Origin of the sequence: Streptomyces sp. NPDC088387 (assembly GCF_044753385.1) — a bacterium.
GTDB lineage: Bacteria > Actinomycetota > Actinomycetes > Streptomycetales > Streptomycetaceae > Streptomyces.
Genome location: NZ_JBIVNC010000002.1, coordinates 83258 through 109589, shown reverse-complemented (window position 1 = coordinate 109589; position 26332 = coordinate 83258). Strand labels below are relative to the sequence as shown.

Here is a 26332-nt window from a genome sequence, read left to right as displayed (position 1 = left end):
ATGGCCAGTGCCGAGCCGCCACGCCTGCCCCGCACCGCGATACCGACGGCGCTGCTCCTGATCGGAGCCGCCTACTGCCTGCTGCCCGTCGGATGGATGATCGTCGCCGCCACCAAGTCCACCGGCGAACTGTTCAGCACCTCGACACTGGCACCGGGCTCCGGACTCACCGAGAACCTCAGGAACCTGTTTGCCTACGAGGACCACATCTACCTGGACTGGGTCGGCAACACCCTGCTGTACGCGCTGGGGGAGCGCTGCTGTCCACGGCCGTCTCCTGCCCGGCAGGCTACGCCCTGGCCAAGTTCGCCTTCCGCGGCCGTGACACTGCCTTCCGGGTCCTGCTCGCCGGCGTCCTCGTCCCCGGCATCACCCTCGCCATTCCGCAGTACTTCGTGATGGCGGAGCTCGACATGGCCAACACCTACTGGTCGGTGCTGCTGCCCAGCGCCATCAGCCCGTTCGGGATCTTCCTCTGCCGGGTCTACGCCGGTGCCGCCGTCTCCACCGAACTGCTGGAAGCTGCCCGCGTCGACGGCGCCGGGGAGACCCGGATCTTCCGCACGGTGGTCGTACCGCTGACGCTGCCGGGACTTGTCACGGTGTTCCTGCTCCAGTTCATCGGCATCTGGAACAACTTCCTGCTGCCCTATCTGATGCTCTCCGACTCGGACGAGTTCCCGCTCACCCTCGGCCTCTACACCATGATCAGCCAGGGGGCGGGCGAACCGACTCTGTACTCCGCGCTGCTCGTCGGCGCTGCCCTGTCCGTTATCCCACTGGTCGCCATGATCCTGTTCGTGCAGCGCTTCTGGCGGCTCGACCTGCTCAGCGGAGGTCTCAAGGGATGACACGGCCGCCTCCGCCCACCAAGGACCCCCTGCACCTGCCCGAACTCGGCTTCGGCGCCGCCGCCATCGCCCGGCGGGAGATCGGCGCCCGCACCGCGCACGACTGTGTCGGACGGGCCTGGGACCTCGGCATCCGCTACTTCGACACCGCCCCCATGTACGGCTCCGGAGTCTCCGAACGCAGACTCGGTGAAGCCCTCGCGCACCACCCGCGCTCGCAGTACGTGCTGTCCACCAAGGTCGGACGGCTGGTCAGGCCCGGCCACCCGGACAGTCGGGGCACCGGCCGCGACTGGGTGTTCGACTTCGGTGCGGACGCCGTGCGGACCTCGGTCCGGGAGAGCCTGCACCGGCTGGGCACCCGCCACATCGACCTGCTCTACCTCCACGACCCCGACGACCACTGGCACGAGGCCGTCACGGCAGCCTGGCCCGCCCTGGCCGAACTGCGCGACCAGGGCCTGGTCCGGGCCGTCGGCGTCGGCATGAACCAGGCGGCGATGCTCACCGAATTCGTCCAGCACGCCACACCCGACGTGGTGCTGATGGCCGGTCAGTACAGCCTGCTCGACACCACCGCCCTTGACGAACTGCTGCCGGCCTGCCTGCGCCGCGGTGTCCGTGTCGTCGTCGCCCAAGCCCTGCACGGCGGCCTGATCGACGGCGTCCCGGACGCCTCCTTCCACTACCGCCCGGTCGACTCCGCCACCCGCGACACCGCCCGCCGCATCGCGGAGGTCTGCCACGGCCACGGGGTGCCGACGGCCGCCGCGGCGATCCAGTTCCCGCTGGGCCACCCGGCCGTGACCACCGTCCTCACCGGCCCGCGGACCCCCGGACAGACGCGGCAGAACGCCGCCTTGATGCGGCGGCCGCTGCCCCCGGAACTCTGGCACGACCTGACCACCGCCGGACTGCTCCGCGAGGACGCCCCGATTCCCGCGACCAGCGGCACCCTTCCCGCACCCCAGGAGGACCACCCTCGATGACCCACGTGCTGATCCTCGCCGGCACCGGCCGCTACGGCGACCAGTGGCACGACCACGCCGCGACCTCCCGGGAGATCGCCCGCGTCCTTGAACCGCTCGGCGTCGCCTGGACCGTGCTGGGCACCGTGCCCGCCGCGTTCGAGCGACTGGAGACCACCGACCTGCTCGTCGTCAACACCGGAAGGGGCCCGGACCCGGCCGACGCCGGCACCACCACGGAACCGGAGGCCGAGTGGAAGCAGGCACACGCGGCGCTGATCCGCTATCTGCGGTCCGCCCGCCCGGTCATCGGCGTCCACAGCGCCGCCCTCAGCTTCCGTGACGTGCCCGAGTGGGGAGAGCGGATCGGTACCCGATGGATCACCGGCCACTCCATGCATCCCCCGCTGGACACCGCACACGTGGAGGTGGACCCGGCCGGGCGGCACCCCGTGACCCAAGGCTTGGCCTCCTTCGACGTCACCGACGAGCGCTACACCCGTCTCAAGGTCGACGAGACCGCCGTACGGCCCGTCCACCACCTCCACCAGGACCGCCGCCATCCGCTCGTCGTCCTCACCGAACACCACGGTCGGCGCACCGTCTACGACGCCCTGGGCCACGACACCCGCTCCTACCGATCGCCCGAGCGGTGCCGGCTGCTGCTCCGGGAGGCCGCCTGGGCCCTCGGACACGACGACGAGGCGGTACGGGAGCTGTGACCACCCGGGGAAGTACTTCCATGACCTCGTACATCGTCGAGAACGTCCACATCTTCGACGGCATCGGCGAACACCGCAGACCGGGCTCGGTCCGTGTCACCGCCAACCGCATCACCGCAGTGGGCGAGCCCGGCGTCACCCTCGAACGGCCGGACGACACCCACGTCGTGGACGGCCGCGGAGCGACCCTGATGCCCGGCCTGACCGAGCCGCACGGGCATCTGAGCTTCCCCGACGGACGGGCGGTGGAGTTCACCACGGTGCCGCCCGAAGAAGCCATGATGACCGCCGTCCACAACGCCAGGACCGTCCTGGACTGCGGCTACACCAGCGTCTTCTCCGCCGCCGCCCTGCACCCCCGGGTCGACGTCGTACTCAAGAAGGAGATCGACGCCGGACGGACACCCGGCCCCCGCTACCTCGCCTGCAGCCCGGAGATCACCGTGACCGGGGCGCTTCGTCCACCAGCTCCCCGCCTTCGCCACCGCCGGATATCGCGCTTACGCCGTCGACCTGCCCGGACACGGATTCGCCGCCAAGGGCCCCGGCATCGACTGCACCCTCGCCGGGTACGCCCGGTTCCTGGCCGGTTTCGTCGACAGCCTCGACGCCCCCCCGGGTCACGGTGGCCGGCAGCTCGCTCGGCGGGGCCGTCGCAGGCCGCTACGCCGCCGACCACCCCGAGCGGATCTCCGCCCTCGTCCTGATCGGCAGCATGGGCCTGGTACCGGTCGGCGCCGAAGGCGGCGGCCGTATCCCCGCCGGCGCGACGAACCAGAGCCGGCAGGGTGTGGCGGCCAAGCTCCGCCGCATCATCCACGACCCGGCCCTCGTGACCGGCGCCATGGAGGAAGAGGAGTTCCTGGTCAACAACTCACCCGGGGCGGCCCAGTCCTTCGCCACGCTGGCCGCCTACATCCGCGAGCGCCTCGACGCCGACGTGATGGGCGACGAACTGCGGGAGCTGGCCGCCCGGCTGCCCGTCCTCCTGGTCTGGGGCACACAGGACCGCACCGTGCCGCCGGCGGTCGGGCGGGCCGTACAACAACTCCTCCAGGAGGCCGAACTCGCCATGGTGGAAGACGCCGCACACACCGTCTACTTCGAGAAACCTGACGTCTTCAACCGGCTCGTCCTAGACTTCCTCGCCGCCCACAAGGTCCGTCCGTGAACGGGCGGGACCGTGCGACCGGACGCGTCCTGGCCGACGTCGACGGCCCGGTCGGACGGGTGACCCTGTCCCACCGGGCCAAGCACAACGCCCTGTCCCTGCCCATGATCGACGACCTCGGCGGCGTCCTCGCCGGGCTCGCCGCCGAGGAGGCCGTGCGCGTCGTCGTCATCACCGGCGACGGCCCCACGGCGTTCTGCGCCGGAGCCGACATCACCACGTTCCAGGACCCGGTGGCCAGCGCCACGCAACACCGCCACTACCAGGGCGCCCAGGACACCGTCTTCCGCACCCTGCACCAACTGCCGAAGCCGACCATCGCGTTCGTCCGCGGCTACTGCTTCGGCGCGGCGTCACCCGGCCACCCTGTGCGACCTGCGCATCGCCGACGAGACCGCCTGCTTCGCGCTGCCCGCCGCCCGGCTGGGCCTGTCGTACCCCTCCTACGCGGTGCGGCGCCTCGTCGAGGCGACAGGCCCCGCCGTCGCCCGGGAGATGCTGTACACGGCACGCCGCTACACCGCCGACGAAGCGCTGCGGGCGGGCCTGGTCACCAGTACCGGAGGAGAACCGGCCCTGAGGGAGAGCGCTGCCGCGATCGCGGCCAACGCGCCGCTGTCCGTGCGGGCCGCCAAGCTCGCGATCGAGCGGGCCGCCGCCCCCGCCGACGTCACCCACGACGGCGGTACGGAACTGGCGGAGCTGGAGGACGCCTGCTGGGCCAGTCAGGACTTCCGGGAGGGACAGGCGGCCTTCCGCGAGCGCAGGGCTCCGGAGTTCCGGGGCGTGTGACCGCCGACCGGCACGTGGTCTAGACGATCGGCGGAGCGGTGGAACCGCGAGGCACCAGACGCGGCGCCTGGGCCGCGTGCGACTCGACCTCCCGCGATGCCATCACCTCGAAGAGCGTCTCCGCCACATCCGCCCCGAACGAGAAGACGTCGTGCTGCATCGCGGACAGGGACGGCCGGGTGAGCTGACACAGCTGCGAGTCGTCCCAGGCCAGCAGGGACACGTCCCGCGGAACCGACATGCCGAGCTCGGACGCGACACCCAGTCCCGCGACAGCCATGAGGTCGTTGTCGAACACGATGGCGGTCGGGCGCTCGGCCGACACCAGCAAGGTGCGGCACGCCCTGCTGCCCTGGTCCGCGGAGAAGTCGGCGACCACGGTGCGCCCCTGAACGCCGAGCTCCCGGGCCGTCTCCGTGAACGCCTGGGTGCGGATGGCGCTGTGCCCCAGCTCGGCGGGGCCGCCCACCCGGGCGATACGGCGGTGGCCGAGCGCGGCGAGGTAGCGCACGGCCTCACCGATCGCGGCCGCGTCGTCCGTCCACACCGACGTGAACGGGCCCGCGAGCGAGGGGTGTCCGACCACCACGGCAGGCAGGCCGAGTTCGGACAGCGCGGCGATCCGCGGGTCGTTCACCCGCAGGTCGACCAGGATGGAGCCGCTGACCCGGTTGCCCTGCCACCACTCCCGGTGGACCTGGGTCTCCTCGTCCGGTTCCACCAGCCGTAGCAGGAGCGAGCAGGAGCGTCGCGCGAGGACGCTCTCGATGCCGGAGACGAACTCCATGTAGAACGGTTCGAGACCGAGCATGCGGGCCGGCCGGGCAATGGCCAGACCCACCGTGTGCGGGGCCCGGCCCGACAGCGACTGCGCGGCCTGGTTCGGGCTCCACCCCAGCTCCCGTACGGTTCTCAGGATGCGTTCCCTGGTCTTGGCGGACACCCCCGGTTTGTCGTGCACCGCGAGTGTCACCGCGGCCGGTGATACCCCGGCCTCCCGGGCGACATCCCTGATGGTGGTTCTGCGTCCGCTCTCCGAGGAGGCTGCCGACCGACTCACAGACTTTGTCCACCTTCGTGTCGTCGTGTGCCGGCCCGCCAGGACTCGAGGTCCTGAGGATCAGCAGTGGTAGAGCGTGCCAGCATCTGGGCGGCCGATCTCGTCCGATGCGACCGGTGGACGCGGAACCGCCTCATTGTAAGCGATTGCACGGTGCTTGCTAAGTGCGGTGTCCGTCGCGAGTTCACCGCCGACTCGACGTTCGGAACCCCGGGAGCGGCCGGTTTTCCCGATCAACTCAAACGTTTTATGGACAGAGCTCAAACCCAGCTCCTAACCTGGCACGGACCCGCCGCCGCGACCGTTGTGGACGCCGGCGCCCGATGCAGAGCCGAGGAGAGCGCCCCGTGTCTGACATCCCCCCGCCGCCCAGCCGTGCCGGACAGCTCCCGGAGGACTTCAGCTTCGGAGTGGCCACCTCCGCCTACCAGATCGAGGGTGCCACCGCTGCCGACGGCCGCACAGACTCGATCTGGGACACCTTCTGCCGCGTCCCCGGAGCGGTGGCCGGCGCCGAGACCGGCGAGACGGCCTGCGACCACTACCGGCTGATGCCACAGGACGTCGACCTGATGGCGGGCCTGGGAGTGGACACCTACCGCTTTTCGGTGTCGTGGCCGCGGGTCCAGCCCGGTGGCACGGGCGCGGCGAACCCGGCGGGCCTGGACTTCTACGAGCGGCTCGTGGACCGACTGCTGGAGAAGGGGATCGACCCCTGGGTGACGCTCTACCACTGGGATCTGCCACAGGAGCTGGAGGATGCCGGAGGCTGGCCGAACCGGGACACCGCCCACCGGTTCGCCGACTACGCCCTGCTCGTCCTCGACCGGCTCGGTGACCGTGTCACGTCGTGGACGACGCTGAACGAGCCCTGGTGCGTGGCGATGTACGGGTACGCGGACGGGATGCACGCGCCGGGGCGCCGCGACCGCGGCGCGGCCATGCACGCCGTCCACCACCTTCTGCTGGGCCACGGCGAGGCCGTACGCCGGATGCGGGAGCGCTCCGGAGCGGCGCACCGGTTCGGAGTGACGCTCAACCTCACGCCGAGCCTGCCTGCCACCGACAGCCCACAGGACGCCGCGGCAGCCCACTGGGCGGACGGCCTCGGGATCCGTATGTACCTCGACCCACTGCTGACGGGCCGGTATCCGGCGGACGTGATCGAGGGGCTCGCGCGCGAAGGCGTGGTGCTGCCGAGACGCGAGGGTGACGCGGAGGTCATCGCCACGCCGCTGGACATGCTCGGGATCAACTACTACTACAGCGAACGGATCCGTGCCGACGGGGCCGCGGTCCGTGCAGGGAACAGGACGGCCCTGGGCTGGCCGATCACCCCGGGCGGGCTGACCGACCTACTCGTTCGCGTCCACCGCGAGTATCCGGCCGTGCCGTTGGTGATCACCGAGAACGGGGGCGGCTTCCCTGACCGGGCGCCGGAGGCGGGGCCGGTGCGCGACGAGGACCGCATCGCGTTCCTGTCGGCGCACATCAACGCGGTTGCCGACGCCCGTGCCCGGGGCGTCGACGTGCGCGGGTACTTCGTGTGGACCCTGCTGGACAACTTCGAGTGGGCCCACGGCTACGGCCCCACCTTCGGACTCGTCTCGGTGGACCGGGACACCATGGAACGGACACCGAAGCAAAGCGCCCTGTGGCTGCGGGAGTTCCTCCGGCGGCGCACCCGGGCGACCTGAGCGCCGCCCCCGCGCCCGCGACAACGCGGTGAGGGCCGTCCTACATGCTCGGACGGCCCTCGGGGGCGTACCCCTGGCTAGGTGGGTAGGTGCCAGGTCTGCCAGGGGTTGGTGTTGCGGTCCCAGATCTGGAGGCGGGTGCCGTTGGCGGTGTTGCCGCCGGGGGCGTCGAGGTAGCGGCCGGACTGGGGGTTTCTGAGGTGGCCGTCGGTTTCGGTGGTCCATCTCTGGGCTCCGGAGCCGTTGCAGTCCCAGAGTTGGAGTGGTGTGCCGTTGGTGGTGCCCTGTCCGGTGACGTCGAGGCATTTGCCGAGGGCGCGCAGGGTGTTGTCGGTGGCGACGGTCCAGGTCTGGGCGGTGGAGCCGTTGCAGTCGTTGAGTTGTACGGGGGTGCCGTTGGTGGTGTTGCCGCCGGCGACGTCGATGCACTTGCCGCCGACGCCGGTGATGGCTCCGGTGGCGGGTGTGCCTGGTCCGCCGCTACCCGGGACCGTGAACTGCCCCTGGTTCAACACCCGTGAGTTGTTGAACGTGGTTTGCAGCCGGGAGGGGGAGTTGGCCGAGGTGAGGAACTCCGACCAGATCATGAACCAGGACCACCGCGGCTGGGACGCGAGCTGAGAGGGGGTGGGCACGGCGCCGACCTCGGCCAGCGAGATGGGCTTGCCGTGAGCGACGTTGAGCAGGGCCTGGTACCAGTTGTTGCCCGGCCAGGTCTGCAACCAGGGGTCGAGGCTCGCGACATCCACGTAGTTGTCGCCGGGGTAGAAGCCGGGAACCCCGCCCGAACCGCCGTTGGCGTTGGTGTCCTTGACGTTCCACACCCAGACGATGTTGTCCAGGCCCTTGGCGTCCAGGTAGTCGCGGGTGATCTGGAACAGCCGGGCGCTGCCGTTGGTGCCGGGGCGTCCGCCCCACCAGGCCCAGCCCTCGTTCATCTCGTGCAGCGGCCGGAACAGCACCGGGATCCCAGCGTCCTCCAGTTGTTGGAGGTAGGGCACCACGGCGTCGAGCCTGGACTTGTAGGCGTTGTTCATGGAGGTGCCGTTGGTGATCAGCTGCCGCCACTCGTTGTCCGAGAGCCGGGAGCCGTTGATGCCTCCGTTGAACTCGCAGCTCGCCACGTCCGGGCGGCACATGTGCCAGGTAAGGCTCACCAGTGAGCCGTTGGCCCACTCAGTCTTCGCCTGGTTGATCAGGGTCTGGCGGTTGCCGATGTCGGATGCCCGGAAACCCAGTTCCCCGCCCCACAGGCCCGGCCACTTCCCGGTGATGGAGTGAGCTTGCGCGGTGTAGTGGGACGGGTTGCTCAGCGGCTCCTTGTTGTGGACGCCGCTGATCACGCGACTGCCGCTGATCTGGTTCAGATAGTTGATCACGTCGTCCGGTGTGGACCGGTCGAACTGGGCTGCCGCCGGAGCGGGTGCGGGAGCCGCCTGGGACGGCGACGAGACCAGCCAGCCGGCGGCGAATGTCGCGAAGGCCAGGAGAACAGCCATGCGTTTGTGCGAGCGGATCTTTGATCTCAAGGGGAGAGACCTCTCTTGAGTGCCATGGAGTCAACTCACCACGACCGGCGGGCCGCTGGTGGATGTGCCGATCTGACATCGATGTCACACGCTGCTCCCCGGGGAGCGAATTGGAAGTTAGAGCCCCGTCCAGGCTGTGTCAACGGATTGGACGCCCCGTCACTAAAACGAACAAGTAAGTCATCCGGTTCGTACAGCTATGCTCGGTACCGGCGATTGCCGGTACCGGGCGTACGCGTGCCACCGGGATGCCCAGCGGTCATGCGTCGCGGCTCGCCCCGGCCGTGCAGGACATGGCCGCCGGGGTCGAGCGGGTCCGGCCAGCCGCAAGGCGGGGGACCCGGCACGGCGGGCCGCCTGGCAGGACCCGGTAAAACTGTTCCGACATCTTGCCCGTACCGGGCAGAACGTCGAGGTGTGCGGCAGGTGTTCTTCGCCGCCAAGGAGGTGGGACGGACTGGACAGGGGCGACGGCCCGCGTGATCGCCTACCACTACCAGCAGGCGGCGCGGGCTACACTTCGCAAGCCGACGCGGGACGAACTCCCTTGGAACTGGATCGGGCGCACTCAGGCCGAGATCGAGCAGGCCCGCACCGACTGGATGACCGGCACCCGCTTCGGAGAGGTCAAGGGGTATGACGGCGCCCCGCTGCCCGCGCCCGAGCTGCCGGCGGTGCCGCTGAAGCCTCGGGGAAGGGCACGTTGACCTGGGGGTATGACGGAGAGCTGGCGGCTCGTGTGCGGGGTGCCGAGAGCCGGCTACTCACCATGACAACCTCCAGCGATCGAGTGCTCGTTGGGCCCCCTGACCCGGTGCTGACCCTACTGACGGTCCGTCAGTTTCGATCCGATCTGCGCCTGCGTCGCTTCAGCGAGTGCAGCGGCCTCAAGGTCGGAGCCGCAGTCGAGCAGACACCGCTTTGGTGGGGTCCACGGCGCCTGGCCTGGACCCCACCAAGCTCTCGGCGCCCAGGGTTGTAGACAGGCGACAACCCCTCTCCTGGAAGGCTGAGTGCGGCCCTGAGTCCGCCGAGGCGCACCTCAATCTCGAGGCCCCTGAGCTCCCGAGTGCTGTCTCCGCCGGCTGAGCACGATGGGGCGCGTTGCGCACCTAGACCGCCCCCTCTATCTCGCTCGAGCGTGATCAATCGATAACGTGCACATTTACACAGGGGTTAGTGTCAACATGATCGCAAATCTCATCGGATCGTGCTGCACATGCGAAAGAGTCGACCCCTTGGTGGTGGTCGACTCTTCGCGAGTCGTGTAGCGCGCCAACGCTTCCGACTCGAAATCCCTGTTCAGCTGTGGTTGGAGCCATAGAGACAGGGTGCCGTCGCGATGAGCGGCGGCCCGCTGGATGCTGTCAGGTACACCGGCATTCCCGCAAGCTTCTTCGAGACGGAATGAATCCGACCTTCCCCTAAATGATCTCCCGAGCGCAGGGGCATCGCCTACCCGTACACAGAGCTGCTGGTCAGGGGTTAATTTAATTCGTCTCATGCCGTATGCGGTGTGCTTGTTGATGCGGGACTGAAACGCATCATCCGTGAACTGCATGCTGTGGCAGGCGTCGAAGTGGCAGGATGCTGTGCGCCTTTCCGGTAGCGCCAACTACCGCTGGGCGTCTGTTGGTTGGAGCCGCAAAATTCCCCTCACGCAGGGGAACATGGAGACATTGGAGCGCCATCGGTGGAAAATCTTCATCCTGTCGTGGGAAGCGGGGTGTGAAGCGGTGACACGCCCCCAAAAACAGGTCCCGGACCACTTGAGCCCCCTGGGCAAGCTCGCTATCGCGTTACGCGAAGGACGGAAGCAACGCGGTCTTTCCTTTGCTGAACTCTCGGAACAGACGCGAGACTATAGCGCTACGACTCTGCAGCGAGCGGCGTCCGGCGCCGTGGTCCCCAAGCTGGAGGCGGCTCGCGCTTTCGCGCACGCGTGCAAGCTGGACGTTGACGAGATAGATCGTCTGTGGCTCGATGCCTACCGTGCGCGGAAGGGTGGTCGAACCACCACGGGCGAGGCACCACGACCTCACCTCATCAGAGATTTCCCGGACCTCTCCGCTGCCCTCGCAGAGTTGCGTCTGTCCCACGGAGCGCCTCCCTACCGACTCATGGAGCAAAGGGCACGTTCCGCCGGCCTCGGGTTGTCGCGCAGTACCGCATGCAGGATTTCCGAGCGACGTCAGACCCCAGCGTCGGTGACGTCCATGCGGGCATTCCTCATCGGGTGCGGACTGCCTGATCGCCGTCACACCGTATGGCTCGACGCCTGGCAACGGGCGCAGCAGCACACCGACTCCGTCCATCAGACGATCAGGCGCGATGTGGAGGAGCTTCAGGTCGAGATTGCGGGGAACTCCAAGGGCGAGGTCTCGCAGGAGAGGGCACGGCGTCTGCTCCGCAAGGCGGAATTCGACTCCCTGGAGCGCTATCGCGGCTTCGAGGAGCCCTGGACAGTGGAATGCCTGCGCTGCGGCGCCACCTTGCGTGTCAGGCTCTCCGACGCCGTGATGGGCAGGGCCACGTGCGCGGACTGTCCCGAGTTGAATGAACGTGTCCGCGAGGCCTGGGGTGAACTTCTACAGAACCGCTCAGGCGTGCTCAGCCGTCGAGAGATGCTTGTTCTACGCGCTGCCACACTTTTGGATGCACGCCTGCGGCGTCGTCAGCTGGACGTACCCGTGCTCGTGGCCGACAGGACGGCCGCCACCGTGCTGCGTTCCGCCACGTGGCATCGAGCCCTGGACGCCGTATTGCGGCGCCGCCTTCGTCGGGAGTTCAACCTCGAAGTATTTCTGGTTGCTGACTACGACACGCGGGGCGCGCGCGGAGTTGGCCCTGGCCAGCCCCGACTTGCTATGGACGCGGGCCTCGTGGACGGCATCCAGGGAAAACACCGGGACGAGCCTGAGTTGCCTGCCGAACCACGCCACCGCCGGCCCGAGGTTCCCGTCCGAGCACTTTCGGCGGTTCACGACGACATTGCAGCGGCCTGGGACAACGAGTCCCCGCCGCCCTCGCCAACCAACAGCGGAGTCTGAGCCCCACCGGCTGCGGCCTCCGGTGCATGTCGCGGCGACACGCAGGCTCTCGCCTCAGCGTCTTCAACGCACGGTCAGCAATTCACGGACCGACCCCACCGCCGATCGATCGGCCCGAACGGGCACCAGAAACCGTGGCCGCCAGCGACACCGCCGACCAGACCACCACTGATCCTCGTCACACGAAAGAGCCTCACTATGAGCGAGCCCGACCTTCCCACCCCCGTCCGGCAAGACTCCAGCCGGCTCACCAGGGCCACGGCATGGATCCACCGACGCCGCAACGCTGTCCTCTCCAGTGCTCTGCGCGGCGCTTCCTACGCCGCTGGCGGAGGCATCGTCGGATTCGGCTTCTGGTGGCTCCAGCACCAACTCTGACAAGCACTCGTCGAGCGGCAGTGCACGGCGCTGTCAGAGGTCATTCGGGCAGACATGCCGTCTGCCACGGATTGCCGAAGGCGGCGTCCCGAGCCGTCGCCCTCGGGTGCTCGGCGCGACGTCCCGAGTCATGGGTTGGGCATCTGAGGGGTGCCGGGCGGCGGACCTGGCATGGCCCGGGGCCGCTCCACCTGAGGCGCTCTGCGAGAACGCCGGGATATCCAAGAAGCCGTTGTACCAGCTCTACGACAGCAAGGACGCTCTGTTCTTTGCCGCACTGGAGCGCAGCATCGTCGACGACTCGGCCTTCTTGCTTCCGCCACCGGTCTTCAGCACCAGCCCGCATCGCGGCGGCCCGTCTCAAGCGGGAATCTGGAGGGTGTCTTCCATGCCGAGGCAGAAAGCGGCATCGCGACCGACGCAGACTTCCTCACCCGCGCGCTGATCACCCTCTACGACGGAGCCATGTCGCGCTACTGCTCGATAAAGCCAACTCCCGGGCCGCCCGATCTTCATGCAAGGTGGCCTGTCAGGCTGCGGACCCCGTAGGTCGCAACCGCCTGCCGCAGCTGCTCGTCCTGGACAAGGTGACGGCTTCCCAAATGCTCAATGAGGCATCCTCCTGGCCCCGGTGCACCCACGATTCTGGTTCACAAGGCGCTGGCTGCGCTGGTCGGCAAGTGGAGCCGTATGCCGCTTGCTTTGCGCACCTTGCCCATGCCGACCGCTCGGTCTACTTGACCGCCCTCCGGCCCGGCGCGGATCTCGACCACCGCGGCACCTCCTTCACGGCGGAGCTACTGAGTTCGCTCCTCGCCGCTGTCACCGCACCGTCCATGAGGCGACCGGTCATGGGACAGGCGCAGTTCAGCGAGGCCCGGTTCGACGGGGACGCCGAGTTCAGCCGGTTGAAGATCAGCGGTGATGCGGTGTTCACCGAGGCGGCGTTCGGCGGCGCCGCGCTGTTCGCCGGGGCCGAGATCGAAGGTGCTGCCGAATTCGGCCGAACGACGATCGAGGGCAAGGCTCTGTTCCAGAAGGCGAAAATCAAAGGCCACACCTCGTTCCAAGAAGCGACGGTCGACGGCGACCTGATGTTCATGAATGCTGAGCTCTGCGGTGCCGCGTACTTCGGCCATGCGGTGATCGCGGGCGAAGCCTGGTTCGCCGGGGCGGAGATCCGCGGTGACTGCCAGTTCGATCTTGTGAGCATCCGGGACGGCGCCTATTTCGGTACGGCCCAGATTTACGGTGACGTGCACTTCGATCAGGCGCAGATTGAGAAGGGCGACGTCAACTTCGCCGGAGCGACCGTACATAGCGCCGGCGCCGCATTCCGCGATGCATGGATCGGCGGAAACGTCCTGTTTGACGATGTAACGATCGACGAGGGAGCCGTCTTCGATGGGGCCAGGATCCGCGGTCAGGTTCGCTTCGAGGGGGCCGGCGTGGGTGAGGGTGCCTTCTTCGACGATGCTGAGATTGGTGGTGACGTATGGTTCCGCGGGGCTCAGTTCGGCACCGACCTCACTTTCCGCAAGACCGTGTTCGAACGAGCCACGGGCGTGGGACCGCTGGCCTGTACGGGGACACTGGATCTCTCAGAGGCGGTGTTCAACAGCGCCGTGATCATAGAGGCGTCGGCCAGTGCGGTGTGCTGCCGGCGGACACGGTGGATGTCGTCGGCGACGCTGCGGCTGAGGTACGCGTCGGTGGATCTGAGCGACGCGGTGGTGGAGTACCCGTTGACCGTCGCCGCCCTGCCCCGGCCCTTTGCCCTGGGACGCAGGGACATGGCCGAACCCGGTCTGGCTGACTCCCGCGTGCAGGTGGTTTCGCTACGGGGAGTGGACGCGGCGTACCTCGTACTGAACGGCGTGGACCTTTCAGCCTGCCTGTTCGCCGGAGCCGTCCATCTGGACCAGTTGCGTCTGGAGGGGCGATATCGCCTGGAAACCGTCCCGCCGGGACTGCGGTGGCGGGACGCGAGGCCGGTGCGGTGGACGCCCCGCCGAGTTGTCGCCGAAGAGCACCACTGGCGAGCCAGCCGCACCGCGGACGCCGACGGGTGGACGCCCGCCCCTCCGCAGGTGGATGTGTTGGAGCCGGCCGCGCTGGCACCGGTGTACCGTGCGCTGCGCAAGTCGCTCGAAGACGGCAAACACGAGCCCGGTGCTGCCGACTTCTACTACGGCGAGATGGAGATGCGGCGCCATGCCGACGACATCCCCCGTGGCGAGCGGAGCCTGTTGACTGCCTACTGGGCGCTGTCTGGCTACGGCATGCGCGCTTCCCGAGCCTTCGGCTGGCTGCTCGTGGCCATGACCGCGACCGTGCTCGTCATGATGCTGTGGGGGTTGCCCCGGCAGGACCCGACGACCCAGAGCACCGGCAGCCTCGTCGGCCGCACGATCAGGATGACCACCGAATCACCCGACCTCGCCAACCCCGACGGACCGTATGGAGAGCGGCTGTCGGGCGAGAGGTTCGACAAGTCCCTGCGGGTGGTCGTCAACTCGGTGATCTTCCGATCCTCCGGTCAGGACCTGACCACCACCGGCACCTACACCGAGATGGCCTCTCGCCTTGCGGAACCAGTACTGCTCGGACTCGGGCTGCTCGCCATCCGAGGCCGCATCAAGCGGTGACCGAACATGCCGACAGCACCGGGCCGACGCACCGGCGCGATGGTGAGCACACGTTGGGGTGAATCCGTCGCTATTGCACCAACGCTGTTGCCAGGAGCAGGAGTTCATTTCGAGTCCCGGACGTACTGTTGTCTCGGACGGCGGTGAATACGGCGGAAGCCGTCGTCACTCTTGGTGGACCCCGGGCACGCGATCAGCTGGCGACGCTGAACCACCCCGGCCGCACCTCGGCGAGAAGCGGCCGCAGGGACCGCAGCGCGGTCCGAAGGTCCTCATCCGTGACGTCAAGAGGCTCCGGCAGGCTCAGCCCGTACCAGCGCAGCCGCCAGAGGTCGAAGATTTCGCTCCCGTCGGCTGCGAAGTCCACATCAACCTCAGCGCCGTTGTCGCATACGAAACGGCACCCTGCCCCATGAACCGTGTAGGAGTAGGTGTCGATCTGCCCACTCCGGCTGATCCGGCGCGAACGGACCAGGCTGAGAACATCCGCGAGTCGCACAAGCGAGGGGATCGCCGCCCTCATGGCCTCGTCCACCGTGTTCAGAGCGTCGACGTAACCGAGCACGAGCTCCCGTGCATCCCCAACCCGTTCCATATGGCGCCATCCCCCTGAGCCCGTGGCTGAAGGGATTGTTCCATGGGCCGCCAGCGTCTCCGCAGGACGGCGTTCTGAAACGATCAGTTGGGCCAGCCGATTCCCTGGGGGCCGGCGTGGCATGGTCTGAACACGTGCTGGTGCGAGACGGGGTCCCGCTTGCCTGCCGGGATTGGGGTGGGTCGGGACAGCCGATCGTGTTGCTGCACGGCCTGGCCGGTCACGCGGGTGAATGGGACGTGCTGGCACGGAACTTGAGCTCCAGGTATCGGGTCGTTGCGGTCGACCAGCGCGGGCACGGCGCCAGCGAGCGCCACCCGCAGGACGTCTCCCGCGCCGCCTACGTCGCCGACGTCACCGCCGTTGTTGACCAGCTGGCCCTGCAACGGCCCGTCCTGGCCGGCCAGTCCCTAGGCGGGCACACAGCGATGCTCACCGCCGCCGCGCACCCCGGACTTGTCCGCGCGCCCGTGCTCGTCGAGGTCGGCCCAGGCGGTCCCAACCCGAACGTTCCCGCGGACATCGGCGCATGGCTCGATTCGTGGCCGACACCGTTCCCCTCACGCGAAGCGGCGGCCGCGTTCCTCGGCGGCGGACCGGTCGGCGCAGGCTGGGCAGCCGGACTGGAAGAACACGACGGCGGATGGTGGCCTCGCTTCGACCGGGACGTAATGGTCCGCTCGCCGGCAGAGAACGCCCGACGTTCCTTCTGGCACGAGTGGGGTCAGGTCACGTGCCCCACGCTGGTCGTCCTGGCCCAATCCAGCTTCATCCCTGCACAGGAAGCCAACGAAGTGCTCTGCCGGCGGCCCGCCATCACGGCCATGAGCATCCCCGGCACCGGACACGATCTGCACCTGCAACAGCTTGAAGCCCTGTACACCGCGCTCTCGGACTTCCTCGATGGCCTCGCCTGAGAAACCCAGCGCGGTCACAACGACACGAAGGTCAGACTCTGAAGATAGCCATCGATCCACAGGTCTTGACGACTACTCCGACACCGCCCCCCGCGAGCTGCTGACCTGCCACATGACATCGGCCTGAGACTGCGCCGGTGAAACCGAGCGTGTTGCAGACCAAGGGCGGCGGCGTGGCCCGCCAACTGCTTTCCTGCCACAGCACATCCGTCAGTCGATGGGCTTTCGACCTGAGGAGTCGCCGTGTCGTCTGAGAACGCTGATGGATCGGATTCTCACACGACACGGCATTCGCGGAAATCGGCCTCTGGCCGATTCAGTGGACCGGTGTCGTCTGGGCCAGGGCGATGAGCCAGTCGTCGCCCTGGCGGGTCAGGACGTAGGTCATGACACCGACCGACGGCAGCTCAGACGAGCCCGCCGCCGCATACCGTTCGTCGTGGACCGTCTTGGTGAGGCTCACGATGGCGACGTCGGGGGTGGTGAACCGGATGTCGTCGACCTCCAGTGAGGTCCGGATGTCCTTGAGCGGGGAAGAGAGCGCCTCGGCCATGGCTGAAGCGAAGGCGTCACGCCCGAAGAGGCGCCGCCCAGCCAAGTTGACGATCACCAAGTTCTCGGCGTGCAGCGCAGGCAGCACGTCCGGGTCGATCTGAGCCTCCTGGGACCGCGCGACCAACTCGCGGATCCGCTGCTCGTCGGCGTCGTTGGTGGGGAGAGTGGAGTTCGTGGTGTCCATGGGGGAAACCTAGAACCTCAAGCTATGTTGAGGTCAACTCCTCTCGCTGACCCGCCAATTGCCAGGTGACCGCCGTGCGGAGCGCACCGCAATGAGAATCCGCTAAGGAAAAGCGCGCGAAGGGCTCGCCAGGGTGTGCACCGGCATGTCAACGTAGATCACCTTCTGGTAAAAGCCCAGGTCAGAAAGGTGATTGTCTGTGATCTTGGCTCATATGAGCCCCGAGTTCTCCACCACCGTCGAGACCCTGCGATTGCGTGAGTGGCAGCTCGACCCTGGAGGACCCACCCTCGTCATGGACCTGTTCACCGCCGAGGACTTCCACCTGGTCGTGGACGACCGAGCGGACGTCCACGTCAATTCGGCGGACGGCCGCTTCTACCTCGGATCGTTCCGCTCGGCCGCCCCGGTACCAACGGTGAAGGGTGGAAGATCGCCGTGACCGGGACGGCGAAGGTCCCTGGTTGCAGCATCTCGTTTTGCGCGGAGACGCCGGCGGCCGTCGTCGCTGCGGCCGTGGAACGCATCCTGGAAACTGCTCGGCACATCCGACCCGTGTTCCCGGGCCGAACTCCCGCGCCAGAGGCCGCTCTTCGGTCCCTGGCGCTCCAGGGATTCCATCCCTCACGCGCGTTGCCCTGTCTCTCATCACCACGGTGGGATGGTCGGTGAAGTACTGCTGCACTGTGTCGTAGGTAGCGGTGCCGCCCAGGTATGTGATCCGGCGCAGGACCGCTCGGGCTCCGGGCGCCAGTGCGGCGACCATCTGGAACTGTTCCGTTCAGCCGTCTCCGAGGTCGTCGCTGCCGATGCCCTACGGGCCGGGACGGGGGTCCACGACCGCAGCCTCCGGCCAGTCGACATGCGTGGCGGGGCGTAGCCCGTAGGCGGCCTGCACTGCGGCGACTGCCTGCTCGTAGGTGTCTGTCTCGGTGTTGATCGTCAGCCGCACGCGGCCCCCTTGCGTGATCGCTGCCGCCATCCTTCGCCAGTTGCCCGCTCTCCGGTGACCCGTCTGCCTGCCGCCGGTACGTGCCTGCGGTCCTCTGTCCACAGGTGCCCCGGCCGACCCCGCTGCGTATACGTTGCTGAGGAGCGACCCGCAGTCACGACGAAGCGATCCTAGGAGCCGCTGATGTCTGAGAACCCGAGCAAGGCACAACCGCTGGTCGTCGACCGCGCGGACTTCGAGGAGCAGCTGGAGGAGCTGCGGGCGAGGGAGAAGGCCCACACCCGTGAGGGCGACGCGATCGCCGCCGCGCGCCGCAGGCTCCCGATGGTCGAGGTGGCCGCGGACAGCCCGCTGCTGGGGCCGGACGGTCCCGTGACGCTGCTGGACGCGTTCGAGGGGCGACGCCAGATGATCGCCTACTACTTCATGTGGTGGCCGGGCCGGCCGGCCGCCGAGCAGTGCGAAGGCTGTACCTGGGTGATGAGCCACGTGGGCGAGCTGGCCTATCTGCACTCCCGTGACATCACCTTCGCCGTGTTCAGCCAGGGACGGAACACCGCCTACGGCTTCGCCGACGCGCAGACGTCGTACGAGGAGAGCCTGCGCTACCGCGCCTTCATGGGCTGGACGATGTCGTGGTACTCCGCCCAGCCCTCGCTCGAGTCGCTTCTCGTCGGCCGGGAGCTCGGCCTGTTCCACCTGGTGTGCTACCTGCGCGACGGCGACCGTGTCTTCGAGACCTACTGGACCAAGCGTCGCGGGGCCGAGGCGGTGGACTACAGCTACGCGCTCATGGACCTCACGGTGTTCGGGCGCCAGGAGGACTGGGAGGACTCACCGGCAGGCTGGCAGCGCCTCGGGCAGGCCACACGGACCCTGGGCGGGGCTCCCGACTGGCCGCAGCTGTCGGAGGAGCGCCCGATTGGACGTCCCACAGCACAGTGGCCGCGCGTCGACGCAGGCCGCTCTGACGACTTGGGCACCACCGGCACCGGCCCGGCCACCGAGCCCGGTCACTGCCACTGATGGCGGATGGGGCGATCGAGGACTCTTGCATCGATGGATGCGCCACTGACGTGGTCATGAGGTGACGAGTTCGTTCCAGTGTTCGACGAGGGCGGCGACGGGCTGGGGGATGGGGCCGAGGTCACCGTTGTGCAGGGTGTGGAGGTTGTCGACGGCATGACCGCGGTCTCGGAGACGGTGGGGCCGGGGGAGGGGAGGGTGTAGCGGACGGCCGGTCCGTGGGTGAGGTCGGCGTGGCCGGTGTCCGTGTGGTGGGCGACGCGGGCGTGTACGTGTCCCAGCTCAGGAGGTTGAGGAGGCTGATCTGGCCGGCCCAGTGGGTGGCATCGTTCATGTCTCCGTGGCGCAGGTGGAGGAGGTATACACACAGGGCGGCGGTGACGTTGCCGGCACCGGCCGCGTAGTGCCACCAGAACTGGGCGCCCTCGTCTTGGTCGGCGAGGTAGAGCAGGCTGGCGAAGGTGAGTGCGCCGTCGGGATCGCGGCGGGAGTTGAAGGTGTTGATGCGGGCCGCGGCGCCGTGATGGTGGACGGTGCCGCGGCACACACACGCAGGTCGTGCGCGGCCTGTTGGCCGTGCGGTGTACAGAGCGCACCGTGGCCTCACTGATGCCCATGATCAGACCGGTATCCCGGGTACTGAAACCGACAGCCTCGCGCAGCACGAGGATGTCGAACTGCCGCTCGCTCGGACGCGCCATGTGGTGGTAGATCCCGAGCGCCATCCGGGCCGCAACGCGTTGCCGGACGAAAGGCGGATCAGCGCGCCGGCTCAGACGTGCCTCGCGCCTGGTCGCGGCCGGCGACCACCAGGTAGTTGTCGCTCTCGGGGTCGAAGGTGGTGGACTGCACCGAGAGCCCGACACTGCGCAACTGCGCCACGAGGTCCTCGTACCGGTAGGGCCAGATGGACAACCGCTCCGAGCAGGCTCGCACCGCCCCGTCCGGCTCGATCTGGGCGATCACGATCTCGAGGAAGTGCTCCTGCTCCCAGTCCTGCTCGATCTGCCAGAAGTAGCTGACGACCGCATCGCGGTCGTTGCGGCGGACGAGTCGATCGCGGACGTCTACCCGTGAGCCGGCGGAGCGCACAAGCTCCCAGTTGCGTGACGTGAGCACGAGGCGTCCGCCCGGCTTCAGCAGCCGCGACATCGCGTCCAGTGCGGTCAGGCGCCCGGCTGCTCCCTCGGCGTGCCCGAGCGAGTTGCCGACGCAGTACACCAGATCGAACGTGGAGTCCTCCAGGTGGTCGGGCAGCTCGTCCCAGCTCGCGCGGAGGGTTCGAAGCGAGACACCCTGCTCATTGGCGGCCTGCGTGGTCCGGCGAACCATCCCACCGCTGGCGTCTGCGGCGACCACGTCAAGGCCAAGACTCGCAAGACCGACCGCGAGCTGGCCGGTCCCACACGCGCAGTCGAGGACGCGCGCGTTGGGCGGCAGAGAGCCCACGACATCGCTGTAGTAGACCGCGGCTGCCGTGGCGGGGGTCAACTTGTCGTCCCCGATCAGCCACTCGTACACGTCGGAAAGCGCCCCATAACCAGCCACCGCGACAACCTCCATCACTCGACGACACGCGGGCTGGACCACACCTGCGATTCGGACGTTGCGCCTCGCACCGTGCCGGGCCGGCCGGCCGTGTCGGCGAAGCATTGAGGAGGACCCAACCACTTACGGCCGCCGAGACTCCACCGGATTTCGTGGGAACCCGCGACACGCTGCACCAACGCAGGTCCCCACTCCACCGGCGCCCCAACGGCCACGATGGGGACCGGTGAGTGCGTACGCGATGGGGTGTCGGCCTTGCCCGGGCGGGAGGTATCGGGTGGTTGCCGCACAGCGGTGGGGGCACCTTGTGTCTCAGGTGCCGTGGGTCCCTGGCGCGCCGTATCGGGCGAGCATGGTCAGTACCGCTTGGTCGACCGCGTTAATGACGGCGGAGTCGTCGGGCTCCCAGTGCGCGAGCAGCATCCGCGGCCAGAACACGTAGTTGGAGATCATTCCGAGGAACTGGGTCGGCCGGCCGCCGTCGACTTCGACGACCCGATATTCACGCGCGCCGCGCCGCCCCTACGACCCGTGGATGGGCTGTGCCCAGTCGAAGACGGCCAACATCCTCTTCTCGGTCGCCCCGGACGCCGCGGAACGCCTGTGGGAACTCAGTGAGAGCCTCATCGGACGCCGGCCCGCGCGCCGTCTCGTTGACGGAGATTGAAATCGGCCGGGGGCCCCTGATTTCCGCCGGGTCAACCTGGAGATCCTCGGCAACACGGACCCGTTCTTGCACGCCGGTGTGGCTGTATCCGCGTGAGCGGTGGAGTGAGGAGCGGTTCAGGCTCGGTCCTCAGCATGCTGTGCTGCGGGATGCGATCGGCAGTGACCTGGACGAGTCGCGTCAGCGCGGCCGATGAGTTTGTGGCTCCCGGCCGGTCCAAGGTAGTGACACGTACGAAAGGACACCGCCATGTCGGAGCTTCTCGTTGACTTCATCACCTCCCTCGACGGCTACGCATCGGGAGAGGGATGGCCCGGGTTCTGGGGCCTCGAGGGCCCGGAGTACCTCGCGTGGCTCGGCGAGCAGCCCGAGGTCACCCACCTGATGGGAGCGAACACCTACCGCGTGATGTCGGGCTTCGCCGCAGGCGAGGTCCCGCACGGCCAGGATGAGTTCCGGCCCGAAGAAGAAGCGTCCGTCGACGAGCTCACGCAGGCGCCCAAGGTGGTGTTCTCCTCCTCACTGGAGGAGCCACTGACGTGGGCCAACTCCACCCTCGTCCGCGACGATGCCGTCGAGGCGGTCCGCGCAATGAAGGCGAGTGGCGCGGGGCTCCTCAGCACGATCGGCAGCCTCAGCCTGTCCCGGTCCCTGCTGCGTGCCGGACTCGTCGACCGCTTCCGGGTCGTGATGTTCCCGGTGATCACCGGAGCCACGGGCGCAGAACGCATCTACGACGGCTATCCGGACGTCGCCCTCGAGATGATCGAGCACCGTACCTTCGACGGCCGCATTCAGCTGGTCGAGTACAAGCCCCGCGTACTTGAGCACCCGCCGCTCGGCGCCCCCGCATGACGTCGCCGTGTCCGCCGTCCTGACTGTGCGGCGAAGCGCCCGCGTGAACGTGGAGAGTGCACCCTGACAGCCGAGCACGGTCACTTCCGCTGCCGGTTCCGTGCTGGTGCACGTCTCCTGTTCGTCCCGTCACCGAGGCCCACCGGTCACCCCGGGCCGGCAGCGCGCGCAGTCCGGCGGCGAGGTGGTCGCGGGAGCGCCGGCGCTGCGGACGATCTGGTCGAGGCGCCGGTTGCCGTACAGGATCCCGCGGATCGCCCGGTACGCGTCGGGCGACCGGATCGGAGGAGACGGCCGGTCCGACTCGTACCTGGGATCGGTATCCGACTCGTACCTGGGATCGGTAGGAGTCCCGGCGGCGAGAGCCTCGCCGGATGGACGTGCGGACGATGCTCGGGCTGTGGTGGACGGTGCCCGCCGGGCTGGCGTTGGTGGGTTATGCGGGTTCGCTGGCCGGGCTGACCCGGCCGCAGCGGGCGGTGTGGGTGACGGCTCGGGTCGTGGAGGTGCATCCGCCGGGACACGGTGAGTCGGGGAACCACGGGATACCCGTGACGATCGTGTACCAGGACCCCGGAACCGGGCGGGAGTTCACGCTCCGGCACGAGAACAGGCGTGGCGACCGGGTGCTGGTGGCCTGGGTGGGCCAGGAGTTCCTGGTCCGTTTCCCGCGGCGGCGGCCCGAGCGGTTCTACCTCATGCTGGACAGCGAGGGGCGGACCTCCGGGACCGGCGGTCCGAACTGCATGGTGATCCTGCTGGTGTTGGGGCTGGTCGTCCAGTCGTTCTTCACGTGGGGCTGGCAGTGGGGGCTGATCTGCGCCGGTGGACTGCTGCTGCTCGTCGCCGTGTTGAGCCGGGACAGCGAGTACGTCCGCGCCCGCGCCGCCCGACTGGCCGCGGGAGTCACCGTGCAGGGCCGCGTGGTCGCCGTCACCAGGGACGTCCATTCCGACGGCGAAGGCGGCGAGAGCGTCAGCCACGCCTCCGTCGTCGCCTTCACCACTCACGAGGGCGTCGAGGTCACCGCGCTGTGCACGCAGGGCATCCGGAACATCGCCCGGTCCCTCGGCCGTGACCTCCCCGTCCGTTACGCGCCCGCCGACCCGTCCCTCCTCACCGCCGACCCCGACCACGAACGCCATGAGCGCACGTGGAACATCAGGTTCATCGCCACCCTGCTGGTCGCCGGGACCGCCGCGATCGGGATGGGCGCGTACTGCCTCCACCACCCCTGGCCCCTCACCTGACGATGCAGGTCAGCGCCGCCCACAGGAGGGGCGAGTGCTCGATCCGGCCGCCGGCGCGCCACTGGTCGAGCTGCCGGCGCTGCCAGGCGCCGAGATGACGGACCGGATCCTGGTCCTCGTGGGCCGCGTCCACGGCGACCACGGCCTCCGTGAGCGGCCGTACGGACTCCGGCACACCGGCCAGGCGGTGGAAGGCGAAGCTGGTGGGGAGCACCCAGCGAGTGGCGGTGACCAGATGGGCGCCGTTGTGGATCATCGCCGTCGCCAGGCCGAAGGACTCCGCGAAGCGCAGATCGCCGCCGCTCTCGCAGGCGATCAGCGCGACGCGCGGTGGTGCGGGCCAGAGATGGGCGCCCGGCACACCGTCCGCGCGCAATGGGAGTGTGCCGAGGAGAAGGTCCTTGGCCGACAACGGGCGGTGGGTGCGCACCGGTTCCGCCATCCCCGTCGTCCGAGGGCCGCAGCACAGGTGGAGCGTGACGTCCTCGCTCTGCCCGCCCTCGACCGGGGCACCGCTGACGTGACCGACGTACATCAGGCGACGGGCACCCTTGCGCAGCGCCTCGCCCAGCCAGTCACGGTCGAGGTCGGTGCGGCGGAAGGCCTCGGCGGGGGTGGCGACGGACGGTACGACGGTGCCCGCGTCGAGCCTTCGCCGCACGAGGGACAGCAGCGCCGGGTCCGAGCCGGGCTGTCCCAGGACCGAGCCGAGCGGGGAGTCGGCGCGGAAGCCGGGGACACGGGGGTCCAGGACGAGAACCACGGCGTCCGAGTCAGAGTCAGGGTCAGGGTCCTGGTTGTTCGGGGTGGTGCCTGGCCGTCGTAGTGATGCCGGTGCCGTGGTGGCGATGTCCACGAGGTCGATCAGCCGTACGTCGCTGTCGTCGCCGTCCACGGCCAGCAGCTCCCACGGGATCTGGGCGACCCGCGGCGACGGCTGGAGCCGCATCAGCGGACGGCCCAGGTGGGCGGAGACCTGGCGGATCTGGTCGGTCAGGCCCGGCGGCCACAGCACCTCGGCCAGCATGCGGAAGAGGCGGTGCTCCTTCTCGTACGTGGCCAGCGCCCCGGACTCGAACGCGCGCCGCATGCCTTCCGTGCCGCCGCCCGGCAGTTCGGCGGCCAGCGCGCGGATCGCCTCGTCCACGTCCGGCCCCGGGGCGTGCCCGGTGCCGAAGCCCTGCGCCCCACGGGTCCAGGTCCAGGTCATGTGCAGATCACCGGCGTCGGCGAGGCGGACCTGGACCACCGGACGGTTCGGGTCGGTCAGATCGTCGGCGGACAGAACGGCACCTCTTCCTCGCTCACGATCCGCCGGTGATAGCGGAACTCGGCTGCCTGGACGTACTCCTGGAGCGCGGTACGGCCGCCCGCCGCCGACATCACGATCCTCGGCGGCGGTGCGACGCGCAGGCCGACGGAGGCGGCGGCCTCGGCCGCGATGCCGCCCAGCGTCAGGGGAGCGCCGTCATCGGGGGCGTACGTCTTCATGGCGGCGTCCGGGAAGACCGCCGCCGCCTTGCCGGTGGTGGACGTACGGCTCAGCGCCAGGGAGGCGCCCGCGCACCGGTGTTCCACCAGCTCGAAGATCAGCCCCTGGTCGTTGCCGCGGAGGGCCAGGCGGAAGACCAACTGCATCGCCTCGTCGGCCAGTTGAAGCCACTGGCTGCGGGCGTGGGCGGTGGCGAACTCGTAGCGGGCCGCCTCCAAGGCCAGGGCGGCGGGCAGGGCCAGGGAGAGCGCGGTGGCGAGCGAGGTGCGTTCGTGGACGCCGTGGTCGGTCCGGTTCAGGTTGTCCTCAAGGGCACGCGCCAGCATCAGGTCCACCTGGGCGCACCGCTCGTACACCCCGCGCTCCTGATACACGTCCCGCGCTCCCTGGGCCAGCCGCTTCATCTCGTCGATGTCGCCGCGCTCGTACGCGTGCCGGGCGCCCAGCAGCATGGTGTCGGCGGCGGCGATCGCGGCCCCCACCTGCTGGAAGCGGGCCAGGCTGGACGCCGTCAGAGCGGCGGCCCCTGCCGCGTCCCCACGGTGTGCGGCGATGGCGGCACGGGCCTGTTCGCAGACCGCCAAGTCCTCGGCCTGGCCCTGCCGTTCGAAGATCTCGGCGGCCTGCGTGTACAACTCCTCCGCGCGGTCGAAGTCGCCCGCCCGCAGCGCGGCGTACGCCCGGTGGGACAGCACCTGTTGGCGCCCCGCCTGGTGGCCCAGCGCCAGATGGGCCTCCTCCGCGCGGGCGAAGTAGTCCTCCGCCTGCTCGAACCGCACGGTCGAGGCGCAGACGACGCCCAGACAGTCCAGCAGATACGGCTCGGTCGACGGCGCGTCGGCCAGCAGCGCCGAGGCCAGCTCCTCGGCGGCGCCCCACGCACCGCGGTCCATCAGCAGATGCACCCGGCTCAGGCCGATCTCGGCGGTACGCAGCCCCTCGGGGTCGTCGAACTCCGACAACAGTCCCGTCGCCTCGTCCATCGCTTCCTGCGCCTCGTCGAACTGCCCGGTCCTGCGCAGCAGTTCGACCCTGGCCATGAGTGTCTTCAGCAGGACTTCCAGCCACACCTGGCGGCCGTTCGGTCCCATCGGCTCGGACGCGATGCCCCGCACCAGATCGAGGGACTGCCCGATGGAGACGCCCGCCCCGGGCAGATCCGTGGCCGCGAGCTGAACCGTCCCGATGTTGGACCACAGGTGCCCACGCAGGAGTCGTACGTCGGGGGAGTCCTCGAACGACTCGGCCACGGCGAGGAGTTCGCCGTAGACGGCCAGCGCTGCGGGGATGTCCGGGGTGTGTTGATGGTGTTCGGCGAGCGCGAAGCCGCTGTCGAAGGGCTCGCCGTAGCTGAGCGCCGCCGCCTGCTCTTCCTGTTCCGCCGCGTCTTGCGCGTCCTCTGGGGCTTCCGGCTCTTCCGGCATG

At 68.8% G+C, this 26332-nt stretch carries 20 protein-coding genes and 6 pseudogenes; 17 read left to right on the top strand and 9 right to left on the bottom strand.

The genetic code is table 11. The features are described from left to right. From ACIQAC_RS05170 to ACIQAC_RS05145, 6 genes and pseudogenes are all read left to right on the top strand, one after another. A pseudogene (locus ACIQAC_RS05170) lies at positions 1–851 on the top strand (carbohydrate ABC transporter permease). Next, positions 848–1840, top strand: coding sequence for an aldo/keto reductase (locus tag ACIQAC_RS05165; protein ID WP_402187111.1), 993 nt, complete (start codon positions 848–850; stop codon positions 1838–1840). The pseudogene ACIQAC_RS05170 and the gene ACIQAC_RS05165 overlap by 4 nt, the downstream one beginning before the upstream one ends. Beyond that, entirely contained in the window at positions 1837–2541 is a 705-nt protein-coding gene (locus ACIQAC_RS05160; RefSeq protein ID WP_402187110.1) for a ThuA domain-containing protein, read from the top strand. Before ACIQAC_RS05165 ends, ACIQAC_RS05160 begins: the two co-directional genes overlap by 4 nt. Positions 2542–2857: 316 nt before the next feature. Next, the gene (locus ACIQAC_RS05155; protein ID WP_402188188.1) at positions 2858–3712 is read left to right on the top strand and encodes an alpha/beta fold hydrolase; all 855 of its coding nucleotides are present in this window, start codon (positions 2858–2860) and stop codon (positions 3710–3712) included. Next, positions 3709–4050, top strand: a pseudogene (locus tag ACIQAC_RS05150) (enoyl-CoA hydratase/isomerase family protein); the annotation flags it as partial. The gene ACIQAC_RS05155 and the pseudogene ACIQAC_RS05150, both read left to right, overlap by 4 nt. 28 nt (positions 4051–4078) lie before the next feature. Then, entirely contained in the window at positions 4079–4504 is a 426-nt protein-coding gene (locus tag ACIQAC_RS05145) for an enoyl-CoA hydratase-related protein (protein ID WP_402188186.1), read from the top strand. A 19-nt stretch (positions 4505–4523) separates the two neighbouring features. Here ACIQAC_RS05145 and ACIQAC_RS05140 read toward each other — a convergent pair whose 3' ends face one another. Beyond that, positions 4524–5564 (bottom strand): LacI family DNA-binding transcriptional regulator, encoded by a 1041-nt coding sequence (locus ACIQAC_RS05140; RefSeq protein ID WP_402187108.1) that lies wholly within the window; start codon positions 5562–5564, stop codon positions 4524–4526. A 323-nt stretch (positions 5565–5887) separates the two neighbouring features. On the opposite strand from ACIQAC_RS05140, the gene ACIQAC_RS05135 reads away from it, so the two are divergent. Then, positions 5888–7261: a GH1 family beta-glucosidase gene (locus ACIQAC_RS05135; protein WP_402187106.1), complete on the top strand. Its 1374-nt coding sequence runs from the start codon at positions 5888–5890 to the stop codon at positions 7259–7261. A gap of 77 nt (positions 7262–7338) precedes the next feature. Here ACIQAC_RS05135 and ACIQAC_RS05130 read toward each other — a convergent pair whose 3' ends face one another. Beyond that, positions 7339–8760: a glycosyl hydrolase gene (locus ACIQAC_RS05130; protein WP_402187105.1), complete on the bottom strand. Its 1422-nt coding sequence runs from the start codon at positions 8758–8760 to the stop codon at positions 7339–7341. A gap of 569 nt (positions 8761–9329) precedes the next feature. Between ACIQAC_RS05130 and ACIQAC_RS05125 the strand changes: the two are divergent. The 4 genes and pseudogenes from ACIQAC_RS05125 to ACIQAC_RS05110 all read left to right on the top strand — a co-directional run. After that, positions 9330–9497, top strand: a pseudogene (locus tag ACIQAC_RS05125) (pirin family protein); the annotation flags it as partial. A gap of 852 nt (positions 9498–10349) precedes the next feature. After that, positions 10350–11840, top strand: coding sequence for a helix-turn-helix domain-containing protein (locus tag ACIQAC_RS05120; RefSeq protein ID WP_402188184.1), 1491 nt, complete (start codon positions 10350–10352; stop codon positions 11838–11840). 198 nt (positions 11841–12038) lie between these two features. Further along, positions 12039–12218, top strand: a complete 180-nt coding sequence (locus ACIQAC_RS05115; protein WP_402187103.1) for a hypothetical protein — start codon at positions 12039–12041, stop codon at positions 12216–12218. 680 nt (positions 12219–12898) lie between these two features. Further along, on the top strand, positions 12899–14866 hold the full coding sequence (locus ACIQAC_RS05110) for a pentapeptide repeat-containing protein (RefSeq protein WP_402187101.1): 1968 nt from the start codon (positions 12899–12901) through the stop codon (positions 14864–14866). A gap of 193 nt (positions 14867–15059) precedes the next feature. On the opposite strand, the gene ACIQAC_RS05105 is transcribed toward ACIQAC_RS05110, so the two are convergent. Continuing rightward, positions 15060–15431 carry a DUF6896 domain-containing protein gene (locus ACIQAC_RS05105; RefSeq protein WP_402187099.1) on the bottom strand — a complete coding sequence of 124 codons (372 nt, stop codon included), beginning with the start codon at positions 15429–15431 and terminating at the stop codon, positions 15060–15062. Between the two features lie 146 nt (positions 15432–15577). Here ACIQAC_RS05105 and ACIQAC_RS05100 point away from each other — a divergent pair, with 146 nt between their 5' ends. Beyond that, a complete protein-coding gene (locus ACIQAC_RS05100) occupies positions 15578–16378 on the top strand; it encodes an alpha/beta fold hydrolase (protein WP_402187097.1) in 801 nt (266 codons plus the stop codon). A gap of 316 nt (positions 16379–16694) precedes the next feature. Here ACIQAC_RS05100 and ACIQAC_RS05095 read toward each other — a convergent pair whose 3' ends face one another. Next, positions 16695–17117: an SgcJ/EcaC family oxidoreductase gene (locus ACIQAC_RS05095; RefSeq protein WP_402187095.1), complete on the bottom strand. Its 423-nt coding sequence runs from the start codon at positions 17115–17117 to the stop codon at positions 16695–16697. 214 nt (positions 17118–17331) lie between these two features. On the opposite strand from ACIQAC_RS05095, the pseudogene ACIQAC_RS05090 reads away from it, so the two are divergent. Then, positions 17332–17666, top strand: a pseudogene (locus ACIQAC_RS05090) (DUF317 domain-containing protein); the annotation flags it as partial. Positions 17667–17931: 265 nt separating this feature from the next. Here the strand turns inward: ACIQAC_RS05090 and ACIQAC_RS05085 are convergent. Beyond that, positions 17932–18069, bottom strand: coding sequence for a hypothetical protein (locus tag ACIQAC_RS05085; protein WP_402187093.1), 138 nt, complete (start codon positions 18067–18069; stop codon positions 17932–17934). Positions 18070–18252: 183 nt separating this feature from the next. Here ACIQAC_RS05085 and ACIQAC_RS05080 point away from each other — a divergent pair, with 183 nt between their 5' ends. After that, positions 18253–19095, top strand: a complete 843-nt coding sequence (locus tag ACIQAC_RS05080) for a DUF899 family protein (RefSeq protein WP_402187091.1) — start codon at positions 18253–18255, stop codon at positions 19093–19095. 759 nt (positions 19096–19854) lie between these two features. Here ACIQAC_RS05080 and ACIQAC_RS05075 read toward each other — a convergent pair. Further along, a complete protein-coding gene (locus tag ACIQAC_RS05075) occupies positions 19855–20643 on the bottom strand; it encodes a class I SAM-dependent methyltransferase (RefSeq protein ID WP_402187089.1) in 789 nt (262 codons plus the stop codon). Between the two features lie 312 nt (positions 20644–20955). Beyond that, positions 20956–21099, bottom strand: a pseudogene (locus ACIQAC_RS05070) (TetR/AcrR family transcriptional regulator C-terminal domain-containing protein); the annotation flags it as partial. A gap of 226 nt (positions 21100–21325) precedes the next feature. Here ACIQAC_RS05070 and ACIQAC_RS05065 point away from each other — a divergent pair. The 3 genes and pseudogenes from ACIQAC_RS05065 to ACIQAC_RS05055 all read left to right on the top strand — a co-directional run. Next, positions 21326–21506 (top strand): annotated as a pseudogene (locus ACIQAC_RS05065) (diadenosine tetraphosphate hydrolase); the annotation flags it as partial. Between the two features lie 53 nt (positions 21507–21559). After that, positions 21560–22165 carry a dihydrofolate reductase family protein gene (locus ACIQAC_RS05060; RefSeq protein WP_402187087.1) on the top strand — a complete coding sequence of 202 codons (606 nt, stop codon included), beginning with the start codon at positions 21560–21562 and terminating at the stop codon, positions 22163–22165. 374 nt (positions 22166–22539) lie between these two features. Then, positions 22540–23415, top strand: a complete 876-nt coding sequence (locus ACIQAC_RS05055; RefSeq protein WP_402187085.1) for a DUF3592 domain-containing protein — start codon at positions 22540–22542, stop codon at positions 23413–23415. Here the strand turns inward: ACIQAC_RS05055 and ACIQAC_RS05050 are convergent. Further along, positions 23408–24664 (bottom strand): CHAT domain-containing protein, encoded by a 1257-nt coding sequence (locus tag ACIQAC_RS05050; protein WP_402187083.1) that lies wholly within the window; start codon positions 24662–24664, stop codon positions 23408–23410. The two genes, ACIQAC_RS05055 and ACIQAC_RS05050, sit on opposite strands and share 8 nt — an antisense overlap. A gap of 17 nt (positions 24665–24681) precedes the next feature. After that, positions 24682–26331 (bottom strand): hypothetical protein, encoded by a 1650-nt coding sequence (locus tag ACIQAC_RS05045; RefSeq protein WP_402187081.1) that lies wholly within the window; start codon positions 26329–26331, stop codon positions 24682–24684. Between the last annotated feature and the right edge of the window lies 1 nt (position 26332).